General features: G+C 72.8%; 20 protein-coding genes and 1 riboswitch. Of the genes, 15 read left to right on the top strand and 5 right to left on the bottom strand.

Going from position 1 to position 20,214, the window contains the following annotated elements; all coding sequences use genetic code 11:
- Positions 1-93 precede the first annotated feature (93 nt).
- Positions 94-585, top strand: coding sequence for an ATP-binding protein (locus tag IE286_RS01645; RefSeq protein ID WP_189794727.1), 492 nt, complete (start codon positions 94-96; stop codon positions 583-585).
- Positions 586-601: 16 nt separating this feature from the next.
- On the opposite strand, the gene IE286_RS01640 is transcribed toward IE286_RS01645, so the two are convergent.
- Entirely contained in the window at positions 602-1,075 is a 474-nt protein-coding gene (locus IE286_RS01640) for a C40 family peptidase (RefSeq protein ID WP_189794726.1), read from the bottom strand.
- Positions 1,076-1,078: 3 nt separating this feature from the next.
- A riboswitch (cyclic di-AMP (ydaO/yuaA leader) is annotated at positions 1,079-1,200 on the bottom strand.
- Between the two features lie 689 nt (positions 1,201-1,889).
- Here IE286_RS01640 and IE286_RS01635 point away from each other — a divergent pair.
- The 4 genes from IE286_RS01635 (at position 1,890) to IE286_RS27545 (ending at position 5,287) form a co-directional block, all read left to right on the top strand.
- Positions 1,890-2,279, top strand: coding sequence for an ANTAR domain-containing protein (locus IE286_RS01635; RefSeq protein ID WP_308437386.1), 390 nt, complete (start codon positions 1,890-1,892; stop codon positions 2,277-2,279).
- A gap of 627 nt (positions 2,280-2,906) precedes the next feature.
- Entirely contained in the window at positions 2,907-3,263 is a 357-nt protein-coding gene (locus IE286_RS01630) for a hypothetical protein (RefSeq protein WP_189794725.1), read from the top strand.
- Between the two features lie 317 nt (positions 3,264-3,580).
- Positions 3,581-5,149, top strand: coding sequence for an alpha/beta hydrolase (locus tag IE286_RS01625; protein WP_189794815.1), 1,569 nt, complete (start codon positions 3,581-3,583; stop codon positions 5,147-5,149).
- Between the two features lie 12 nt (positions 5,150-5,161).
- On the top strand, positions 5,162-5,287 hold the full coding sequence (locus IE286_RS27545) for an SDR family oxidoreductase (RefSeq protein ID WP_267969644.1): 126 nt from the start codon (positions 5,162-5,164) through the stop codon (positions 5,285-5,287).
- A gap of 237 nt (positions 5,288-5,524) precedes the next feature.
- On the opposite strand, the gene IE286_RS01615 is transcribed toward IE286_RS27545, so the two are convergent.
- A complete protein-coding gene (locus IE286_RS01615) occupies positions 5,525-8,242 on the bottom strand; it encodes an exo-rhamnogalacturonan lyase family protein (RefSeq protein ID WP_189794724.1) in 2,718 nt (905 codons plus the stop codon).
- Positions 8,243-8,760: 518 nt separating this feature from the next.
- Between IE286_RS01615 and IE286_RS01610 the strand changes: the two genes are divergently transcribed.
- From IE286_RS01610 to IE286_RS01595, 4 genes are all read left to right on the top strand, one after another.
- Positions 8,761-10,053 carry an ABC transporter substrate-binding protein gene (locus tag IE286_RS01610; protein ID WP_189794723.1) on the top strand — a complete coding sequence of 431 codons (1,293 nt, stop codon included), beginning with the start codon at positions 8,761-8,763 and terminating at the stop codon, positions 10,051-10,053.
- A gap of 66 nt (positions 10,054-10,119) precedes the next feature.
- The gene (locus tag IE286_RS01605) at positions 10,120-11,076 is read left to right on the top strand and encodes a carbohydrate ABC transporter permease (protein ID WP_189794722.1); all 957 of its coding nucleotides are present in this window, start codon (positions 10,120-10,122) and stop codon (positions 11,074-11,076) included.
- Positions 11,073-11,951, top strand: a complete 879-nt coding sequence (locus tag IE286_RS01600) for a carbohydrate ABC transporter permease (protein WP_189794721.1) — start codon at positions 11,073-11,075, stop codon at positions 11,949-11,951. Before IE286_RS01605 ends, IE286_RS01600 begins: the two co-directional genes overlap by 4 nt.
- Before the next feature lie 10 nt (positions 11,952-11,961).
- Positions 11,962-12,582 (top strand): hypothetical protein, encoded by a 621-nt coding sequence (locus IE286_RS01595; protein ID WP_189794720.1) that lies wholly within the window; start codon positions 11,962-11,964, stop codon positions 12,580-12,582.
- Between the two features lie 50 nt (positions 12,583-12,632).
- Here IE286_RS01595 and IE286_RS01590 read toward each other — a convergent pair whose 3' ends face one another.
- The 3 genes from IE286_RS01590 to IE286_RS01580 are packed head-to-tail and all read right to left on the bottom strand — an operon-like array spanning position 12,633 to position 15,059.
- On the bottom strand, positions 12,633-13,520 hold the full coding sequence (locus IE286_RS01590; protein ID WP_189794719.1) for a 5-oxoprolinase subunit C family protein: 888 nt from the start codon (positions 13,518-13,520) through the stop codon (positions 12,633-12,635).
- Positions 13,510-14,286 carry a 5-oxoprolinase subunit B family protein gene (locus IE286_RS01585; protein WP_189794718.1) on the bottom strand — a complete coding sequence of 259 codons (777 nt, stop codon included), beginning with the start codon at positions 14,284-14,286 and terminating at the stop codon, positions 13,510-13,512. The genes IE286_RS01590 and IE286_RS01585 overlap by 11 nt, the downstream gene beginning before the upstream one ends.
- Positions 14,283-15,059, bottom strand: a complete 777-nt coding sequence (locus tag IE286_RS01580) for a LamB/YcsF family protein (RefSeq protein ID WP_189794717.1) — start codon at positions 15,057-15,059, stop codon at positions 14,283-14,285. Before IE286_RS01580 ends, IE286_RS01585 begins: the two co-directional genes overlap by 4 nt.
- A 228-nt stretch (positions 15,060-15,287) precedes the next feature.
- On the opposite strand from IE286_RS01580, the gene IE286_RS01575 reads away from it, so the two are divergent.
- The 6 genes from IE286_RS01575 to IE286_RS01550 all read left to right on the top strand — a co-directional run bounded on the left by IE286_RS01575 (position 15,288) and on the right by IE286_RS01550 (position 20,119).
- A complete protein-coding gene (locus IE286_RS01575; protein ID WP_189794716.1) occupies positions 15,288-16,040 on the top strand; it encodes a DUF969 domain-containing protein in 753 nt (250 codons plus the stop codon).
- Positions 16,037-17,005 (top strand): DUF979 domain-containing protein, encoded by a 969-nt coding sequence (locus IE286_RS01570; protein WP_189794715.1) that lies wholly within the window; start codon positions 16,037-16,039, stop codon positions 17,003-17,005. The genes IE286_RS01575 and IE286_RS01570 overlap by 4 nt, the downstream gene beginning before the upstream one ends.
- A gap of 11 nt (positions 17,006-17,016) precedes the next feature.
- Positions 17,017-17,736: a pyroglutamyl-peptidase I gene (pcp, locus tag IE286_RS01565; RefSeq protein ID WP_189794714.1), complete on the top strand. Its 720-nt coding sequence runs from the start codon at positions 17,017-17,019 to the stop codon at positions 17,734-17,736.
- Positions 17,733-18,848 (top strand): DUF2891 family protein, encoded by a 1,116-nt coding sequence (locus IE286_RS01560; protein ID WP_189794713.1) that lies wholly within the window; start codon positions 17,733-17,735, stop codon positions 18,846-18,848. Before pcp ends, IE286_RS01560 begins: the two co-directional genes overlap by 4 nt.
- Before the next feature lie 98 nt (positions 18,849-18,946).
- A complete protein-coding gene (locus IE286_RS01555; protein WP_189794712.1) occupies positions 18,947-19,573 on the top strand; it encodes a DedA family protein in 627 nt (208 codons plus the stop codon).
- Between the two features lie 99 nt (positions 19,574-19,672).
- Complete coding sequence (locus IE286_RS01550; protein ID WP_189794711.1) at positions 19,673-20,119, top strand: DUF6153 family protein; 447 nt, start codon at positions 19,673-19,675, stop codon at positions 20,117-20,119.
- Positions 20,120-20,214 lie beyond the last annotated feature (95 nt).

The raw sequence follows: 20,214 nt of genomic DNA, 5'->3' as shown, positions 1-20,214 counted from the left end.
ATGGCAGTCTGACGGGCAAGCACCGGTCCGGGACCGCACGCGCACCTCCGCTTTTGCCGGAACGCGGCCCCGTGGGAAAGGGACGACGTCGCCATGGCAGACCATTGGGAAGCATCCGTCACTCTGCCGAGCGATCCCGCCTCGGTGTCCGCTGCCCGCGCATATGCGGTGGGCATTCTCGCGGAGTGGGGTCTGCCGTCGGACTCGGACATCGCCGACACCGTGCGGCTCATCGTCTCCGAACTCGCCACCAACGCCGTCCAGCACACCTTCGGGCAGTCCCCCACCTTCACGGTGGACATCGTTCTCGATCGCGACGAACGGCTGCGCATCGGCGTCACCGACAGCCATCCGCGCCTGCCCAGACGACTGCCGGCCGCTGTCCAGCAGGACAACGGCCGGGGTCTGGTGATCATCCGGTGGCTGACCGCCGAGCGCGGCGGCCGTATGACCGTGCGGCCCGTCCGGGAGGGCGGCAAGACGGTCAGCGTCGAACTCCCCTGGACCCTGCCCGACCGCCCCGCGGACACGGCCCGGGCGGAAGCCGGGCGGCCCGCGGGACGGGGTGCGCGCCGGGTGCGGTGACGGGTACCCGGCCCGGTCACCTGACCCTGCCGTACCAGACGTTCTTGGTCCAGATCTTCTCCAGCCGCACCACGGCTCCGGTGCGCGGCGCGTGCCAGATCTTGCCGTGGCCCGCGTAGATGCCGACGTGGTAGACGTACGAGCCCCGGTGGAAGAACACCAGGTCGCCGGCGCGGCGGCTGCGCGCGGAGATGTGGCGGGTCTTGTTGTACTGCTGTGCGGCGGTGCGGGGCAGCTTCTTGCCCGCCTTCTTGAAGGAGTACAGGGTGAGCCCGGAGCAGTCGAATCTCCGCGGGCCCGTCGCTCCCCACTGGTAGGGGGAGCCCTTCTTGGACGCCGCGATCTTCAGGGCTTTCGTCGCCAGAGTCGCTGCCGAGGCCTCGGGTGCCGCTCCGGGGATCGCGATCGAGCTGCCCACGGCGGCGAGGGTGAGGGCCGAGGCCGTACCTGCACGGGCTACAAAGGACGGGACACGATTGAGCGCAGTCATGCGCAACCCTTCGTCAGCCGCCTGTGAAGGATGACCTGTCGGATTCGGGCTGGCGAAGTAGCCCGGCCGCGGTGTGCGGCTTCACCCCAAGGGTCCGCCCGGCCCGGTCATGGCGTGACCGTTCCGGCGACCCGTCGTGCTCGGGTCCTCCACTCCTGCCGATCCACTGCGTCGACCGGTCGTCCGGGCGGCGGCAGGACTCGGCGTCCGCCCGGACCGCCCCGCCGCCGGTGGCGGGGGCTTGTCGTCAGACACGGATCTTGGCCTACGGGGGTCTGAAAATCCCAACAGTGCCGGTGTTTGGTGTCGTTTCCGGCCATTCGCCCGTTCGGGTGAAGTCCGGCGCGTCAGCCTGCCCGGCGGCTGCGCGCACGCCCCCGCGACCAGCGCCGAAGCGGCCCGCACCGGCGACCGCACGGTCCCGGCGCGCAACCGGAACACGGCGCCCCACCGGGGCGTGCCTCCCACAAAAGGCCGTATCCCGGTTGGTCCGATCCGGGGTTTCGCGCTCTGTGCGGTGTCGCGCGAGACCCTCGCACCCGCCTGTCCGTGATCCGCGGACGGGCGCGAGGCCCTTGCACACCCGCCTGTCCGCGGTCCGCGGACGGTGCGAGCGGGGGTGGCGCAAGGGGGCGCACGGGGAGGCGGTGGTGTGCGGAGGGGTGGCATGGTGACCTGGAAGGTGTGCGTTCACGCCACACCACCGCCCGGCCAGGTGTGTACACAACGTGCAAGAACGTACCCGTCGAACGGGGGACAGGTTCGCTCGTCCGGCCTCCGGTCGTGCGCCGGGTGCTCCTGACGCAAGCTGGAGATGGAACTCGGCCGCTCGACGACCCAGGGGAACTCCATGGCGTTCTTCGCGATGTCCCGGCGGCATCCCCTCCAGCCGCTGTCCGTCACCGACCTGGTGCTGGAGCACGAGCGGCTGCACGAGGAGATCGACCAGCTCCAGCACGCGCTCACCTCGCATGCCGTGATCGACCAGGCCATCGGCGCGGTCGTGGCCTTCGGGCGGATGCCTCCCGACGACGCCTGGCTGGTCCTGCGGGAGGTCTCCCAGCGGACCAACATCAAGGTGCGCACCGTCGCGGATCATGTGCTGAAGTTCGCCCAGGGCGGCGCCCTGCCCGACACCGAGCTGGAGGCGCTGCGGCGCGCGCTCGCCCGGCGCGCGGCGCACGAGCCCGCGGGCCAGTCGTAGGCACCAGGGCGGTGCTGTGGAGGCGGCGGCAGGGCCGTCGCGGTGCGTCGCGCCACCGGTGCGGTCCGGAGCCTGGTGTCCTTCCGCCGGGGCGGCGGCGCCTCGGCGTCACGGCGCGGTACGGCGGGCCGGGCCCCCCACGGCGGCACCCCGCTCCTCGGAGACCTGCCACCGGCCCGGCGCGAGCATGAGCCCGCTGCGCAGGGGCGGCGCCGGCGTTCGCCGCGCCGATGTTCGCTGTATCGAACAAGCCGGTGCCCCGTGCGCCTCCCGTGTTTGATATGAACATTGTCAGCTGTGAGGGCGGGTCCTACCCTCGCACTGTTCGTTGTACAGAACGCTACGGAAACGGTTCCCCGGAGCGGAACCACGCCGCCCGGCGCCGGCGGCGGGCCGTCGCCGGCGTGGCGGCACCGTGACCGACACCGCGTCCACATCGTCTCTCCCCGCACACCCCCGCGAGCACCGCGAGCGAGCACCACGGAACCGGGACCCGAGCGCACACCCCGCCGCGCAGCACCCGGCCCGGCACCAGCACCTTCCGGCCGAGAACAGCTTCTCCACCGAAGGGCGGATTCGGATGCGACGACGGACCCCGCAACGGCCCGGCGTCCCCGTCGGCACACGGTGCGCTCACGCGCCCTCGCCGCCGGCGCCGGGAGCGCCGCCGCCGTGCTGCTGGTCGCCTCCTGCTCGACGCCGGGATCCGGGTCCGCCCCCGAGGCCTCCGCCAACACCCTGATCGTCGCGACCCCCACCGAACCCGACACCCTCGACCCGACCTTTGCCGGCACCTTCGCTGCCCGGATGGAGATGCCGCACGGCAGCGCCGCACACGCTCTCCGGCCCGCCCGCTCCCGGGTGCCGCCGGACGCGCCGGGCGCCGCCGTGACCGGCAGCACCGTCGCGCACCGCCTTGCCCCCGGGACCTCCGCCGCCGTCGCCGGCAGTGGCACACCCACCAGGCAGACCGAGCCGATCTGACGTTCCGTCAACAGTGCGCCGTATGGGGCTGCTTGCTGCCGCGGCCCACCTCGCTGCGGACGGCAAGGGGGCGCGGGAGCACCGGTGGCACGTGCGGCCGGGACAGCGAACGGCTGAGCGGTCGGAGTGCGCCGTGAGAGCGCCGTGTGCCCGGGAGCTCCGCTCAACGGAACCCGCCGTGCCGGTTATCGGATTGGCAACGAAAGGCCGACGCCCTCTGTTCTCCGGCACCTCACAGCCGGAAGGATCCCCGTACCGACATCGAACCGTGTGCGGGGAGGGCCCACTTGAGGGACAACGGACCGAAGAGCCGGATCATGGCGCTGGGCTCGGCCGGCGCACTGGTGGCGGCCACGCTGATAGCCGGCACCGTGGCGGCTCCCGCGGCCAGCGCCGACAGCCGCCACGGTCAGGACCGCGAGGCACGCGGCGTGGCGATCGCCGCCGCCCGCGCCGCCAAGGCCGGGATCGACTGGCAGGACTGCCCCGAGGACTGGGGACTGGACAAGCCCATCCAGTGCGGCTGGGTCACGGTCCCGCTGGACTACGCACACCCCGACGGCAAGCAGGTCAAGCTCGCCGTGGACCGTGTCCGCAGCACCGGCACCCCGCGGGAGCGGCAGGGCGCGCTGATCTACAACCCGGGCGGCCCCGGCGGCTCCGGCCTGCGCTTCCCGACCCGGGTCACCACGAACAACAAGGTCTGGGCGAACGTCGCCACGGCATACGACTTCGTCGGCTTCGACCCGCGCGGTGTCGGCCACTCGGCGCCCATCTCCTGCATGGACCCGCAGGAGTACGTCAAGGCGCCCAAGATGGACCCGGTTCCCGACTCCGAGGCCGACAAGCTCGCCCAGCGCAAGCTGGCCCGCGAGTACGCCGACGGCTGCCTGGAGCGCACCGGCCGCGCGATGCTCCAGCAGATGACCACGCCGAACACCGCCCGCGACCTGGACGTGATCCGGGCCGCCCTCGGCGAGAAGAAGCTCAACTACCTCGGCGTGTCCTACGGCACCTATCTCGGCGCCGTCTACGGCACGCTGTTCCCGTCCCACGTGCGCCGGATGGTCGTCGACAGCGTCGTCAACCCGGACCGCGACAACATCTGGTACCAGGCCAACCTCAACCAGGACATCGCGTTCGAGACCCGCTGGAAGGACTGGGAGGACTGGGTCGCCGCGAACGACGCCACGTACCACCTGGGCACCACCCGCGACGCCGTCCAGGCCAAGTGGCTCGCGCTGCGCGCCACCGCCAAGAACAATCCGATCGGCGGCGTGGTCGGCCCGGCCGAGCTGCTCGGCTTCTTCCAGAGCGCCCCCTATTACGACTCCTCGTGGGCATCGGTGGCCGCGGTGTTCAGCAAGTATGTCGCCGGTGACACCCAGGCGCTCGTCGACGCCGCCGCCCCCGACATGTCCGACATCGCGGGCAACATCTCCGCGGAGAACGGCAACGCCGTCTACACGGCCGTGGAGTGCACCGACGCCAAGTGGCCCACCAGCTGGCGCACCTGGGACCGGGACAACACCCGCCTGAACGCCAAGTACCCGTTCCTCACCTGGTCGAACGCCTGGATGAACCTGCCGTGCGCGACCTGGCCGGTCAAGCAGCAGACCCCGGTGGAGGTCCGCACCGGCAAGGGCCTGCCGCCCGTGCTGATCGTGCAGTCCACGCGGGACGCCGCCACGCCTTACCAGGGCGCCGTCGAGCTGCACAAGCGCTTCAAGGGCTCCCGCCTGATCACGGAGAAGAACGCCGGCTCGCACGGTGTCACCGGCCTGGTCAACCCGTGCATCAACGACCGGGTGGACACCTACCTGCTCACCGGACGGGTGGACCGTACGGACGTCACCTGCGCCCCGCACGCCACGCCCCAGCCCTGACCCACCACACACCTGTCATGGGGCGGCCGGACGGTCCGGCCGCCCCAGATCGTCAACGCGGTGCTGTGGCTGGCGTCGGACGAGGCCAGTCTCGTCGTCGGGCACGACCTCGTGGTCGACGACGGCGTCACCGCCTGAGGCCCCGACGGGCCGTCACCACCCGCGCCGAGGCCGGGGAGCGGCACGAAGAATCCCGGCCGCCACCCGGCACCGGGGCGCTGCCGGCGGCGGGACAGGCGAACGGTGTGCCGCACCGCACCGTGCGGTGCCGGACGCGGTGTCGCCGACCGGTCGCCCGGTCCCGCCGCTCCGGTTCCATCGCCCGGCCCCGTCGCCGGTTCTGTCATTCCGGTTCTGTCGCACTGCTCCCGCCGTTCATGGCGCCTCGTCCGGGGCGACGGCCAGCAGGGCGATGAGCGCCAGGTTGCGCTGGGCCGCGTCGTTGGTGGCGCAGCCGCCCGGTATCTCCTCCACCGGTCCCGGCACCGCATTCCCGGTCACCTTCACGGCCGCCGGCCACGGCTTGCCCGCCGGGTCGGACAGGAACTGCTGCCAGCCACGCCGCCGCAGGGCGGGATCGTGAAGCTGTTCGCCCGCCCACGCGGTCAGCCGCGCATAGATCGTCGGAAACACCTGAGGGTCGAAGTCCCGGCCGTACACGGCGGTCTTCTCCGCCGCCGGCGCCTGCACGGTGCGGGCGAAGTCCAGCAGCGTACGGCGGAACTCCGGCACGTCCACCAGATCGAGCACCTCCCACAGGGTCTGCTCGCCGAGGAACGCCATCGCCAGGTTGTAGCCCCCCTCGAAGTCGCCGGTGCCGAAACGTGTCAGGTGCCCGGTCGCCGGGTCGAAGCCGACGGCGCCGCCCGCCTCGCCGGTGTACAGGCCCGCCGGGAAGCCGGCGATGTCCTTCATGCCGGTGACGATGCGGTCGCGCCAGGAGGTGTCGCCGGTGCGTTCCCACTCGGTCAGCCAGTTGCCGACCAGCGCGTACCAGTCGGGCCCGATGCGGATGCGGGCCGGGGCGGCGGTCTGCGGGGGCAGCACCTCGCGCAGCGGGTCGATCTCCAGCAGCGTCCGGTCGGCTTCGAGGGAGGAACGGATGAGGTCGCCGAGGAGCTCGTCCGCGGTCAGGTAGTAGGCGAAACGCTTGGTCCAGGACTCCGAGACCCGCGCCTCCTTGGCGCCGTCGCCCCAGTGCACGACGTTGTGCCGGGAGCCGAGGCCGGCGAAACGGCCGGTGTGATGCGTGTCGGCCTCGGCCACGTGCTGCGTCATGGCCCGGGCCAGACGGAAGGTGTCCGGGTCGCCGGAGCGCAGGAAGGCGTACCAGAGGAAGGCGTCCGTGCCGAGTTCGGCGTTGTCCCAGGCGTAACCACCGACGTCGTAGCGCCAGGTGTGACGGTCGGCGTCGTAGGTGTGCATGACGTCGCCGTAGTGCCAGAACCCGTACCACTGCCGCTGGTCGACCTGCCTGCGGTAGAAGGCGACGTCCGCGGCGAGGGCGTCCTCCAGCGCGGCGCGGGCCTCGGTGCTCCGGTCGGGCAGGCTCCAGCGGCCGAAGACACCCGCGCGGTGGTAGTGGGCGGGCTCGGCGACGAGCTGCGGCGGCGCGGTGAGCGTGGTGGACAGGGCGGTGACCGTGTCGCGGGACGGGGTGGCCGCGAACGCCCACAGCACCATCTCGGTGGAGCGGACCATGCCCTCGGGCACGCCGAAGCCCTCCTGCACGTCCTCGTACGCCAGGTCCAGGCCGTGGGCCTCGGTGTCGTACGGGCGCAGGTCCATGGCCCCGCCCAGCGGCGACCACGACCACAGGGTGACGGTCGCGGTGTCGCCGCCCGCGTCGCGGACGTCCAGCGCCCGGGGGAAGCGCTGCCAGAAGTCCCGCAGGCCGAAGCCGAGTCCGCCGCTGACGCCGCCGGCGTACCCGAACCCGGAGGCACGGTCGCCGTGACCGGCGTGCTTGAGCCAGCTGCCGTGGGACGAGGTGCGTTTCCACACCGAGAAGTGGTCGGGGGAGCCCTGGAAGAGGGTGAAGTCGTTCCACACGGCCAGCTGCCGGTAACCGTCGCGCACCTGCTGCGCCCACTGGGAGACGGGCGGGGTGGCGGTGCCCTCGGTCTGCGCGGTGCGCACCGCCTGGCCCGGGTCCCGGCGCAGACCGGTCAGCACCCGCACCGGCTCGCCCCACACCCCGCCGGAGGCGGTGCCGAACCGGATGTGCCGGTCGTGCGCCTCGTCCCGCATCGGCACGCGGAACTCCATGCCCAGGCCGCGGACGAAGTCGTGCTGCGGGTCGGCGTCCCAGGTGAAGTGGTGCACCAGGCGCAGCGACTCGTCGCCCGCGCCCAGATACAGCCGCAGGGTCCAGGGCAGCAGGGTGCGGCCGCCGTGGCCGCGCCGGCCTGCGTCGTCCGGCCGGTAGTGGCCCGACAGCCGCACCACCGCGCGCACCGGACCGGACTGGGTGACCTCCGCCGACTCCACCACGCCCGTCCACGACGTGCGGCGGGTGCCGTCGTCCTCCGGCTTGTCCTGCAGCAGGAGGATCAGGCGGCCGTCGTGCGCGGTCACCTGCCCGCCCCGGCGGATCGAGCGGACGGCCACGGGTCCGCTGCGGGCGATGCGCACGTCCAGCACGCCGTTGGTCAGCCGCAGTTCGTCGCCGGACCGGCTCACACGCACCGGCTGCCGTGGTGCGGCCGGAGTGCCGGGCGCGAGGCGCAGCGTGCCGGCGCGGACCGCGGAACTCACGGCGTGACCGGTCCACTTGAGCGAGCCGTCGGGCCAGTAGGCCAGCGGCCACGACTGCACCGGCACCAGCTCGCCGTCGCCGGAACTCAGCGCGAACGTGGTGTCCCGGGCCACCGTGCCCCGCGGCCACGGCACCCCCCAGGCCGCCCCGGTGCTCGCCGTGGGCGCTCCGTCCAGCCAGTGCAGGTCGACGCCCTCGGCCGCACCGCGGGACGCCGCCCCGGGCGGTGCGGCATCGGCTGCCGCCCGCCCGGCGGGACCGGCGGCCATCACGGCCGTGGCCGCCGAGGCGCCGATGAGGAAGGTGCGGCGGTTCAACGGGAGTTGCGCGGGCATCGAGCAGCCTCCAGGGGTGAAGGGCGGTGCACGGGCAGGCAGGGGAGGGCGGCCGGAAGACGGGTGGAGCGCGGGTCGGGCCGGCGGGGAGGGCACCGGCTGCCGGGGCGGCCGGGTCACGGCAGCGGGCCGGGGTGAAGCGGTCCGCGAAGCCGGCGCACGGCGCCCGGTCGCGGATGAATCGATCTAAGGGCCCGCTCTGAACGCTTGTCAAGGAGTGGGGACACGCGGTTGGAAAGCGCTGTCTGAACGGCGGGTCACGATGCGTCGGTGCGCACCCGAGGCGCACGCCGTGTCCGTGCAGACAACAGCCGATGAGCGCGCGATGGCAAGGGGGCGGGGCGATGTTGCCGAGCGTTCGTGAGCCAGGCAGATAGCGCTTTCCCAGCCTCTTGACGGCCGTGGGTCCGCACCTTACGGTGCCGTGAATCGATTCAGAGTCCCGCCCGGCGCACGGTTCCTCGCGCCGTCGTCTGCACCCGCCTGCTCAACGCCCGTCCGGCACAAGGAGACTCGACATGACAAGCAGAACGGCCCGCCGCGGCGCCCGCATCCTGGCGGGCGTGGTGTCCGTCGCCCTCGCAGGGGTGCTGAGCGGCTGCGGATCGTCCTCCGGCAGCGGCGGCACACAGACCGTGCGGTTCGTGTGGTGGGGCAACCAGGACCGGGCCGACGCGACGACGAAGGCCGTCGCCCTGTTCGAGAAGAAAAATCCCGGCATCCGCGTGCAGACCGAGTTCAGCGGCTACGCGGCCTATGTGCAGAAGCTGACCACCCAGGTCGCCGGCGGCGCCGCCCCCGACCTGATCCAGCTGGACCGTCCCACCTTCGGCGAATATCAGCACCGGCATGTGCTGGCCGACCTCAGCCGGTACACCGGCAGCACCCTGCGCGTGGACAAGATCCCCGCCAACCTGCTCGCCGGGGGCAAGGCCGACGGCAAGCAGTACGCGGTCCCCGCCGGGCAGACCACGCAGATGCTGGTCTACGACCAGGACCTGTTCGACAAGGCCGGCGTCCGCGTGCCCGAGAACGGCTGGACCTGGGAGCAGTTCGCGAAGGACATGCAGAAGGTCGGCGCCGCCACCGGTGTCGCCGGCACCACCGACTTCGGGTGGGCCGTGGACTGGTTCGACTCCTGGCTGCACGGGCGCGGCAAGCAGCTCTACACCGCCGACGGCAAGCTCGGCTTCACCGCCGCCGACCTGGAGCAGTTCTGGAACACCACCGCCGCGCTGCGCACCAAGAAGGGTGTCAGCGCCCCCGAGGCGACCACGAAGATGGACGGCTCCACCCAGAACTCGGCGCTGGTGCTCAAGCAGGCCGCGTCGGAGATGAACTACGACTCCAACCTCACCTCCTACCTGTCCTCCTACAAGGGTACGTTGAAGACCGCGCCGCTGCCCGGCGACGACGCGGCGCACTCGGGCATGGCCGCGCTGCCGCCCGTCTACTTCGGTGTCGCCCAGCACTCCGCGCACAAGGACGCCGCGGTGAAGCTGCTCGACTTCCTGGTCAACGACCCCGAGGCGGGCGCCGTGCTCGGCGCCACCCGCGGGGTGCCGGCGAACTCCGAGGTCCGCGCGCAGGTGTGCGGCGCCGCCACCGGCGACGACAAGGCGGTGTGCGACTACGAGCAGCGGGTGCAGCAGCGGATGGGTCCCGCCGACACCTGGCAGTGGCCCAGCGGCTCCTCCGCCGTCAAGACGGACTTCCAGCAGGTCTACGACGACGTGATCTTCGGCCGGACCAGTGTGTCCGCCGGAGCCGAACGGGTCGTCGAGAACGCCCAGCAGGCCCTGGAGCAGTGAGCACCAGGCAGACGCCCGGGCGGGCCGCGCACCACCCGGCCCGAGCGGCGAAGGAAGGATGAGCCGATGGCGAACACCGCACTGACCCGCCCCGCGCGGCAGGTCACCGCGCGGCCGGCGGCCCGCAGCAGGTCACGGCGCCGGGGCCAGGGCGCGGCGTATGTGTTCCTGTCGCCGTGGATCGTCGGGGCCACGGTGCTGACGGTGGGTCCGATGCTGGCCTCGCTGTATCTGTCGTTCACCGACTACGACCTGTTCGACTCTCCTCGGTGGGTGGGCCTGGACAACTACGTCCGGATGTTCACCGAGGACGACCGTTACTGGCACGCGGTGACGGCCACGCTGGAGTACGTGGTGGTGTCGGTGCCGCTGAAGCTGGGCCTGGCCCTTGCGGTGGCGATGCTGCTGAACCGCGGCCGGCGCGGCACCGGCCTTTACCGTTCCGCCTTCTACGCGCCCTCCCTGCTGGGCGCCAGCGTCAGCGTGGCACTGGTGTGGCGGGCGATGTACGGCGACGGCGGCGTGGCCGGCCGGGTGCTCGGTGTGTTCGGCATCGACGTGGGCAGCATGGTGGACCAGCCGCGCTATGCGCTGCTGACCGTGATCGCGCTGGCCGTGTGGCAGTTCGGCGCGCCCATGGTGATCTTCCTGGCCGGCCTGAAGCAGGTGCCGAAGGAGCTGTACGAGGCGGCGGCACTGGACGGTGCCGGGCCGGTGCGCCGCTTCGTCGCGGTGACGCTGCCGATGCTCTCCCCGGTGCTGCTGTTCAACCTGGTGCTGGAGACCATCCACGCCTTCCAGTCGTTCACCAGCGCTTTCATCATCAGCAGCGGCCGGGGCGGCCCGAGCGACTCGACGCTGCTGTACACGCTGTACCTGTACCAGCGCGGGTTCACCGACTTCCGGATGGGCTACGCCTCGGCGATGGCCTGGGTGCTGCTCGTGGTGGTCGGCCTGATCACCGTCCTGCTGTTCCGAGGAGCCAACCGGTGGGTGTTCTATCTGGGGGAGGGCAGGCGATGACCGTCCAGGCGACCGTCCGGCCGGCGGCCGGTGTCCGCAGGCTGCGGTCCGTGCGGTCCGTGCTGTGGCATGTGGCCGTGACGGTGGTGGTGCTGGTGCTGCTGTATCCGGTGATCTGGCTGGTCAGCACCTCCTTCAAACCCGCCGACGAGGTGCTGTCCCGCCTGGCGCTGCTGCCGGAGCACGCCACGGGCGACAACTACCGTCAGGTGTTCGGCGGAGTGGCCGGCTACAGCATCTGGCAGTACCTCGGCAACTCGCTGGCGGTCTCGGCCGGTGCGGTGGCGGGCAATGTGCTGTCCTGCTCGCTGGCCGCCTACGCCTTCGGCCGGCTGCACTTCCGGGGGCGCGGCCCGCTGTTCGGCTTCATGATCTCCACCATCATGCTGCCGCAGCACGTCGTCCTCATCCCGCAGTACATCATCTTTCACAAGCTCGGCCTGGTGAACTCCTTCTGGCCGCTGATCCTGCCGAAGTTCCTGGCCACCGACGCGTTCTTCGTCTTCCTGATGGTCCAGTTCGTCCGCGGGCTGCCGCGCGAGCTGGACGAGACGGCCACCGTCGACGGCTGCGGACCCTTCCGCACCTTCTGGTACGTCATCCTGCCGCTGCTGCGGCCGGCGGTCATCACCACGTCCATCTTCACCTTCATCTGGACCTGGAACGACTTCTTCACCCAGCTCATCTACCTGAACGACCCGTCGAAGTTCACGCTGCCGCTGGCGCTGCAGATCTTCGTGGACCAGAGCAGCCAGTCCGCGTACGGCCCGATGTTCGCCATGTCGGTGCTGGCGCTGGTGCCGATCGGGCTGTTCTTCCTGGCCTTTCAGCGTTTCCTGGTCGAGGGCGTGTCGACCTCGGGCCTGAAGGGATAGGGGCGGGGACATGACCGCACACGACGACTCCCGGGCATCCGGCGCCGGCGCGCTGCACCGTCTGGACCTGCCGGCCGACGTGCTGCTGATCGGCGTCCTCGTCTGCGTGGCGTCCCTGCCGGTGGTCACCGCGTTGGCCGCGGCGGGGGCGGGCGCGGTGCTGCTGCGCGAACGGGTCGAGGACGAGCGCACCCCCAGCGTGCGGCGCTTCCTGGCGGTGCTGGCGGCCGCCGTACGGCAGCCGTCGGCCCTGCTGGCACCGGTGGTGGTGCTCGCGGTGGTGGGGCTGGACGTGCTGGCGCTGGCCGCCGGGCCGCCCGGGGCCGGGGTGATGGGTCCGCTGGTGGCGGCGGCGCTGGCCCTGGTGGTGCTGGCCGCCCTGCGCGGCGCGGCCCGCTGGCGGCCCGGACTGCCCTGGCGGCAGGCGCTGGGCGAGGCGGCCGCCGGCCTGCCGCGCGACTGGCGGGGCACCCTGCTGCTGGCCGGTGCCCTGGTGGTGGTCGCCGTGATCGCACTTCAGGTGCCCGGGTTCATCCCCGTCCTGCCGGGCCTGCTGACGATGGCGGCGGTGGCGGTGGAGCGCCGGGCGACCGGGGCGGGGGACCGCCCGGCGGCCGCGCGGCGGGGCTGAAGAGCACGGCCGCCGCGGATGCCCGCCCAGCTCCTCAGCCCGCCTGTGCCTCACCGGCCGGAGGGCGTACCGCCCATGGGAGTGAAGCGGACCGGTGTGCCCGGGCGGGCCTGGGCCATCGCGTCCAGCGCGGACGGGTGGACGACACCGACGACGGGATAGCCGCCGGTCGTCGGATGATCCGACAGGAAGATCACCGGGAGGCCCTCGGGGGGCACCTGGACCGCGCCCAGCACCATGCCCTCACTGGCCAGCTCCCCGTCCCGGGCACGGGCCAGCGCGGGCCCCTCCAGCCGCAGCCCGATGCGGTTGCTGGCGGCGGACACCCGGTAGTCACCGGTGAACAGCGTGCGCAGCCCGTGCGGGGTGAACCAGTCGTCCCGCGGGCCGAGCGTCACCGGCAGGACCAGTTCGCGCGGCGGCGCCACCCACGGCGCCGCGTCCGCGGCGGCCGGACGTCCCCGCGGGGGGACGGCACCGAGCGCGAGGGTGTCGCCGTCGCGCAGCGGGGCCGGGCCCAGCCCGGAGAGCAGGTCGGTGGCGCGGCTGCCGAGCACCTCCTCGGCCTCCACCCCGCCGGCGAACCCCACGTAGGAGCGCACCCCGTGGGTGGCCGCGCCGACGTCGAGCACGGCACCGGCCGGGACCGGGACCGGCTGGCCCCAGGCCGCCGGACGCCCGTCGACCGTGACCCGGCAGGGCGCGCCGGTGACCACGGCGAGCACGGGACGCAGCGCGCGCACCGCGCAGCCGGTGAGGGTGGTCTCCAGCGTGGCGGCGGTCTCCGGGTTTCCGAGCAGCCGGTTGGCGAGGCGGTGCGCCGCCCGGTCCAGGGCGCCGGAGTGCGGCACCCCGAGGTGGGCGTGCCCGGGACGGCCGAGATCCTGCACCGTGGTCAGCGCCCCGGCCCGTACGACGTGCAGGGCCTCAGTCGCCATGGCCACCCCCCGCGCTCTCGGCGCCGTCGAGCGGCACGAACCGCACCCGGGTGCCCGGCGACAGCAGCGCGGCGGGACAGCGGCGGGTGTCCCACAGCACGGTGTCCGGTGCCGTGCCGATCAGCTGCCAGCCGCCCGGGGAGGACCGCGGGTAGATGCCGGTGTAGCCGCCGGCGAGCCCCACGGCACCGGTCGGGACCCGGGTGCGGGGCGTGGCCCGGCGCGGCACGTGGTAGCGCTCGCCGAGTCCGGTGAGATAGCCGAAGCCGGGGGCGAACCCGCAGAAGGCGACACGGTATTCGGTGGCCGCGTGGATGCGGGCCACCTCGTCCTCGGGCACCCCCCACAGGGCGGCGACCTCGGGCAGGTCGGGGCCGTCGTAGCGGACGGGTATCTCGACCACGGCCGTGTCGCCGCCGGTGAGCGGCGGCACCTCCCAGCCGGGCAGCTCGGCGGCCAGCCGGCGGGCGGCCTGAGGTGCGGCGAATCCGTCGAGCAGGACCGTCCGGGCGCCCGGCACGATCTCCCGGACGGGCGTCAGGGTGCCGGCGGCGCGGCGGCGCAGCAGCTCGGCGTGGAGCGCCTCCGTCCGTTCGGTGGTGTCAAGTTCGATCAGCAGTCCGTCGGTGCCCACGGGTCGTACGGTGAGACGGGCGGCGGCCGCCTGGTGCGGAATCTGTGTGGCCGTGCCGGCCGCGGAACCGTCGGCGGGCGCGGACACGGCCGCCGGGGCGCCGGCGGCGGCTCGTGCGGCGGGGGTGCTCATGCGAACGCCTTGACCGTGATGCCGGCCGACTCCAGCTCCTCGCGCACCCGGCGGGCCAGCAGCGCGGCCGCGGGGGTGTCGCCGTGCACGCACAGCGACCGGGCGCCGGAGCGCAGCACCTGCCCGTCGGCGGCCACGATCTCCCCGTCCCGGGCCAGCCGCACCGACCGGGCCACCACCTGCTCGGGGTCGTGGAGCACGGCACCCGGCTCGCCGCGCGGCACCAGGGTGCCGTCCGGCCGGTAGGCGCGGTCGGCGAACGCCTCCTCGACGGTGGGCAGTCCGGCCTCGGCCGCCGCCGCCAGCAGCCGAGAGCCGGGCAGTCCGAGCACCGGCAGCGGCTCCCCGCCCGCGGCGTCACCGGCCAGCCGGACCCCGGCGACCACCGCGGCGGCCTGCTCGGCGTCGTGCACCGCGCGGTTGTACAGGGCGCCGTGCGGCTTGACGTAGGCCACGGCGGTGCCCGCGGCGCGCGCGAAGACGTCCAGCGCGCCTATCTGGTAGGCCACTTCGGCGGTCAGCTCGGCGGCGGGCACGTCCATGGCGCGACGACCGAATCCGGCCAGGTCCCGGTAGGAGACCTGGGCGCCGATGCGCACCCCGTGTTCGGCGGCCAGCTCGCACACGCGGCGCATGGTGGCGGGATCGCCGGCGTGGAAGCCGCAGGCGACGTTGGCACTGGTGACCGAGGTGAGCAAAGCCTCGTCGTCGGTGAGCCGCCAGTGGCCGAAGCCCTCACCGAGGTCGGCGTTGAGGTCGATCGTCGCGTTCATTCCGCGCAACGTATGCGATCGTTCAACGATCCTGCAAGATGCTTGTCGGTCGAGCGGGAGTCCGAGCGGCCCCCTTCTCTCCCGGGCAAGACGCCGTGTCACCTGCGGCGGACCGTCTCCCCCTCCTGGTCAAGGATCGTGAGAGTGGGGTTGGTCACCCTTGTGGGATTGTTCAACAAGCCTCTAGCCTGCCGAGGAATTCAGCCAACCCGGAAGGGAGGAGGCGGCATGATCGTTCTCCTCGGTGTCCTCGTGGTGGTCCTCGGCTTCGCGACACGCCGCAACCCGCTGCTGGTCGTGGGCGTGGCCGGGATCGTCACCGGGCTGCTGGGCAGACTCTCCCCGCTGGAGATCCTGCGGACGTTCGGCGAGAGCTTCGCCTCCAGCCGCTCGGTGACGATCTTCGCCATCACGCTGCCCGTCATCGGCCTGCTGGAGCGCAACGGCCTCCAGCAGCAGGCCCGTACGCTCATCGCCAAACTCGGCAGCAAGCTGACCACCGGCCGTTTCCTGACGCTGTACCTGCTGGTGCGTCAGCTCACCGCGGCCGTCGGCCTGCAGACCATCGGCGGTCCCGCGCAGAGCGTGCGGCCGATGATCGCGCCGATGGCGGAGGCAGCCGCCGAGCGCCGCAACAACGGACAGCCGCTGCCCGAGAAGATCCGGGAGAAGGTGCGCGCACACGCCGCGGGCGCCGACACCGTCGGGGTCTTCTTCGGCGAGGACTGCTTCCTCGCCATCGGCTCCATCCTGCTGATCACCGGACTGGTCAACAGCACCTACCACACGCACCTGGAACCGCTGCACCTCGCGCTGTGGGCCATCCCCACGGCCGTGTGCGCCTTCCTCGTCCACGGCGGACGGCTGCTGCGCCTGGACCGCACGCTGGAACGTGAACTGGTCACCGTGAACGCGCAGATGGCCGTCGAGCACGAGGACGCGCACAGCCGCGGCACCGAGAAGGGGCGGTCCGTCAAGTGATCAAGGCTGAATGGTTCTTCTGGCTGGTCGGCCTCGTCTTCGTGGTGATGGCCGTTCAGATGTTCTTCGACCGCAGCAACCCCAAGCGCTTCGGCACCAGCGCGTTCTGGGGCCTGCTGGGCCTGTGCTTCTTCTACAGCACCGGAGTCAACGACAAGTCCCTGCCGGCCGAACCGCTCGGCGTCGCCGTCCTGGTGCTGATCTGCCTCGGCGGCTTCAACCTGACCGGCAAGGGCACACCGCGCACCACCGGCGAGAGCGAACGCGTCCGGCTCGCCGGGCGCTTCGGGAACAAGCTGTTCATCCCCGCCCTGACCATCCCGCTGGTCGCCATGATCTGCGCGGTCGTGGTGCCGAAGTTCGACTTCGGCGGCCATCCGCTGCTGGAGAAGGGCAGCGAGACCATCCTCGGCCTGGGCGTGGGCGCCGTCGTCGCGCTCGGCGTGGGCATGTGGGTGCTGCGCGAGCGCCGGATCAGCGTGCCGCTGCACGCCGGACGCGGCCTGCTGGAGTCCATGGGCTGGGCCCTGGTGCTGCCGCAGATGCTGACCGTGATGGGCGCCATCTTCCAGGCGGCCGGGGTCGGCACCCAGGTCGGCAAGATCACCGAAGCCGTGCTGCCGGACGGTCAGAAGCTCGCCGCCGTCGCCCTGTACTGCGTGGGCATGTTCGTCTTCACCGTCATCATGGGCAACGCCTTCGCGGCCTTCCCCGTGATGACCGCCGCCGTCGGCTGGCCGGTGCTGATCGAGCAGATGCACGGCAACCCGCCCGCCGTCCTCGCGGTGGGCATGCTCGCCGGGTTCTGCGGCACGCTGTGCACCCCCATGGCGGCCAACTTCAACCTCGTCCCGGCCGCACTGCTGGAGCTGAAGGACCAGTACGGGCCCATCAAGGCGCAGATACCCACGGCCGGGATCCTGTTGATCTGCAACATCCTCATCATCTACCTCTTCGCTCTCTAGGCGGCGCCCGCATGACCGACACCACCCCCACCGCACCCGCCCCGCAGAACACGGCCTCCGGCACACCCGGCGGTACCGTCAAGGTCCTGGTCACCGGCTTCGAACCGTTCGGCGGGGAGAGCATCAACCCGTCCTGGCAGGCCGCCGAACAGCTCGCGGCCCAGCCGCCGGCCGGGCTCGACGTCACCGCCGTCCGCCTCAGCTGCGTCTTCGGCACCGCCCTGGAGGAACTGCGCGCCGCCGTCGACGCCGCCGGAGAGGACCTCGCACTGGTCGTCAGCCTCGGCCAGGCCGGCGGACGCCCCGACCTGACCGTCGAACGCGTCGCGATCAACGTGGACGACGCCCGCATCCCCGACAACGCCGGCCGGCAGCCCGTCGACGAACCCGTCGTGCCCGGCGGCCCCGCCGCCTACTTCAGCACCCTGCCGATGAAGGCCTGCGTCGCCGCCGCCCGTGCCGCCGGCGTCCCCGCCTCCGTCTCCCAGACCGCGGGCACCTTCGTGTGCAACCACGTCTTCTACGGGCTGGCCCACCTGCTCGCCACCGAGCGCCCCGGCATACGCGGCGGCTTCGTCCACGTCCCCTACAGCCCCGAGCAGGCGGCGGCGCTCAGCCCCGTCCCGCCGTCGCTGTCCGTGCCGGATGCCGTGCGGGGCCTGTCCGCGATCCTCGCCACCGCCGCCCGCACCACCACCGACATCCGCGTCACCGGAGGAGCCACCCATTGAGCACGCCCAGCGGCACTCCGGACACCCCGCCCGACGGGGACCGGCGGCTTGCGGCCCGCGCCTCGCGTTTCGCCGAGGTGGCCCTGGCCAACATCACCCGCGAGTACCCCAACGCGCCCGCCCACCTGCTGGCCGGCCCGCACGAACTCGTCCCGCCCCGCACCCTGCACCCCGCCTTCTACGGCGCCTATGACTGGCACTCCAGCGTCCACATGCACTGGCTGCTGCTGCGTCTGCTGCGGCTGCCCTGGGACGACGGCGGCGAGCAGGAGCGGTCGGCCGCCCTGCGGGAGGAGACCGTCCGCACCCTGGACTCCCATCTGACCGCCGCGTCCCTGTCCGCGGAGGCCGCCTATCTGCGCGCCCACCCCTGGTTCGAGCGGCCCTACGGCTGGGCGTGGCTGCTGGCCCTCACCGCCGAGAGCGCCGCGCTCAGCGGTGAGGAGGGGCGCGACGCCCCCGTGCGGAACTCCGTCCGCGACGCGGCCCGGCGCTGGCACACCGCACTCGTCCCCGCCGCCGCCACCGTCGCGGAGCTGCTGCTCGCCTGGCTGCCGAAGGCCACCTACCCGGTCCGGCACGGCACCCACGCCAACAGCGCCTTCGCCCTCGGCCTGGTCCTGGACAGCGCCGAACGGGCCGGACAGCCGCAGCTGGTGACCCCGATAGCGGACAGGATCCGCACCTGGTACCTGACCGACCAGGGCGCCGCCACCCGCTGGGAACCCTCCGGGCAGGACTTTCTCTCGCCGCTGCTGTGCGAGGCCGACGCGGTGCGGCGCGTGCTGCCCCCACGGGAGTTCGCCGACTGGCTGGACCGGTTCCTGCCCGAACTGCGGGACCCCGTCGAGTTCCTGCCGCCCCCGCGGATCTCGGACACGGCGGACCCGCAGATCGGACACCTGCTCGGCCTGTGCCTCAGCCGCGCCGCCGCGCTGCGCGCCCTCGCCGGCGCGCTGCCGCAGGACGATCCGCGCATCCCCGTCCTCACCGCCGCGGCCACGGCCAATCTGGCGGCCGGACTGCCCGCCACCACCTCGGGCGACTTCACCACGGACCACTGGCTCGCGACGTTCGCGGCCCTCGCCCTGGGCGGCGGCGTCCGCGCCTGACGAACCGGCCCCTCGGGCGCCAACCTCACGGCGTCCCGGCCCTCCCCTCGGCGCCGCTGTCACGACGGGCCCGAGGCCGACGCCGTACGGTGGGGGACATGCCCCCTCCGCTGCCGGGCCCGTTCGAGCACCTGGCGCCGCTGCTCACCTCCTACGGCTACTGGGCGGTGGGCGGCGTCGTCCTCGTGGAGGACTTCGGGATCCCGGCGCCCGGCGAGACCATCCTCATCGCGGCGGGAGTGTACGCCGGGGCGGGCGAGCTGAACGTCGTCGCCGTGGCACTGATCGGGTTCCTCGCCGCCGTCCTCGGCGACAACATCGGCTATCTCATCGGCCGCCTCGGCGGCCGCGCCTTCGTCCACCGCTGGGGCCGGTACGTGTTCCTCACCCCGGAGCGGTTCGAGCGAGCGGAGCGGTTCTTCCTCCGGCACGGCGGCAAGATCGTCACCGTCGCCCGCTTCGTCGAGGGACTGCGCCAGGCCAACGGCATCATCGCCGGCACCACCGGCATGCACTGGCTGCGGTTCCTCGCCTGCAACGCGCTCGGCGCGGCCCTGTGGGTGGGCCTGTGGGTCACGCTCGCCTACGTCGCGGGCTCGCACATCGACACCGTCTACGCCGCCGTCGAGCACTACGAGAAGTACGTGCTGGCGGCGCTCGGTGTGCTCGTCGCCGCCCTGATCACCCGGCACGTCGTACGACGCCGCCGGCGCCGGCGGTCCTGAGCCGGCTCGCCCGCGCCCGCCCGCCCGCGCCCGGCGGCACCACCGCGGGCACGGCGGCCGGTGAGAAGCGCACGAGATGATCACCATACGATGGGGCCCATGTCGTCCGGCGCCCGCATCCCCCGCGCGGCCGGTCATGCCCGCTGGGCGCTGCTCGTCCTGGCCGTGCTGACCGGACTGCTCGGGATGCACGCCCTGTCGCCCGGCGGCATGCCCGCGGTGGGGGAGCACGCCGCCATGACCGTGATGGCGGGCCACCACCGTGCGGTGCCGCCCGAGAACGGCCACCGCGCCGCGCCCGTGCACCGGCCCGGCGACTCCTGCCGTCAACCGACCGCGCCGGACTCCGGCGGCCCGTCCATGCGGCACGACGGCGGCACCTGCACGGCCGCCGGGGTCGCCACCGGATACGCGCCGCCCGCCCTGCCGGCCGGCCCGGCCGACCAGGAAGGGCACGCTCTGGCGCCCCGCACGGCTCCACAGCCACGGCACTCCGACGGCCGGGCCCCGCCCGACCTCGCCGAACTGCAACTGCTGCGGATCTAGGAACGCCCGCACCCGCCCCGGCGGCGGGTGCTCCGCACCGTTTCCCGGTCCGTTCCTCCCGTGTGCCCGCACGCGGGCCGTTCAGGAGTCGCAGC

Origin of the sequence: Streptomyces thermodiastaticus (genome assembly GCF_014656135.1) — a bacterium.
Lineage (GTDB): Bacteria > Actinomycetota > Actinomycetes > Streptomycetales > Streptomycetaceae > Streptomyces > Streptomyces thermodiastaticus.
This window is presented reverse-complemented; position numbering and strand designations above follow the sequence as displayed.

What these genes read in the sequence shown, in the direction of transcription:
- IE286_RS01645 (WP_189794727.1), top strand. Translation starts at nt 94, where the DNA reads ATGGCAGACCATTGGGAAGCATCCGTCACTCTGCCGAGCGATCCCGCC.
- IE286_RS01640 (WP_189794726.1), bottom strand. Translation starts at nt 1,075, where the DNA reads ATGACTGCGCTCAATCGTGTCCCGTCCTTTGTAGCCCGTGCAGGTACG.
- IE286_RS01635 (WP_308437386.1), top strand. Translation starts at nt 1,890, where the DNA reads ATGGAACTCGGCCGCTCGACGACCCAGGGGAACTCCATGGCGTTCTTC.
- IE286_RS01625 (WP_189794815.1), top strand. Translation starts at nt 3,581, where the DNA reads ATGGCGCTGGGCTCGGCCGGCGCACTGGTGGCGGCCACGCTGATAGCC.
- IE286_RS01615 (WP_189794724.1), bottom strand. Translation starts at nt 8,242, where the DNA reads ATGCCCGCGCAACTCCCGTTGAACCGCCGCACCTTCCTCATCGGCGCC.
- IE286_RS01610 (WP_189794723.1), top strand. Translation starts at nt 8,761, where the DNA reads ATGACAAGCAGAACGGCCCGCCGCGGCGCCCGCATCCTGGCGGGCGTG.
- IE286_RS01605 (WP_189794722.1), top strand. Translation starts at nt 10,120, where the DNA reads ATGGCGAACACCGCACTGACCCGCCCCGCGCGGCAGGTCACCGCGCGG.
- IE286_RS01600 (WP_189794721.1), top strand. Translation starts at nt 11,073, where the DNA reads ATGACCGTCCAGGCGACCGTCCGGCCGGCGGCCGGTGTCCGCAGGCTG.
- IE286_RS01595 (WP_189794720.1), top strand. Translation starts at nt 11,962, where the DNA reads ATGACCGCACACGACGACTCCCGGGCATCCGGCGCCGGCGCGCTGCAC.
- IE286_RS01590 (WP_189794719.1), bottom strand. Translation starts at nt 13,520, where the DNA reads ATGGCGACTGAGGCCCTGCACGTCGTACGGGCCGGGGCGCTGACCACG.
- IE286_RS01585 (WP_189794718.1), bottom strand. Translation starts at nt 14,286, where the DNA reads ATGAGCACCCCCGCCGCACGAGCCGCCGCCGGCGCCCCGGCGGCCGTG.
- IE286_RS01580 (WP_189794717.1), bottom strand. Translation starts at nt 15,059, where the DNA reads ATGAACGCGACGATCGACCTCAACGCCGACCTCGGTGAGGGCTTCGGC.
- IE286_RS01575 (WP_189794716.1), top strand. Translation starts at nt 15,288, where the DNA reads ATGATCGTTCTCCTCGGTGTCCTCGTGGTGGTCCTCGGCTTCGCGACA.
- pcp (WP_189794714.1), top strand. Translation starts at nt 17,017, where the DNA reads ATGACCGACACCACCCCCACCGCACCCGCCCCGCAGAACACGGCCTCC.
- IE286_RS01555 (WP_189794712.1), top strand. Translation starts at nt 18,947, where the DNA reads ATGCCCCCTCCGCTGCCGGGCCCGTTCGAGCACCTGGCGCCGCTGCTC.
- IE286_RS01550 (WP_189794711.1), top strand. Translation starts at nt 19,673, where the DNA reads ATGTCGTCCGGCGCCCGCATCCCCCGCGCGGCCGGTCATGCCCGCTGG.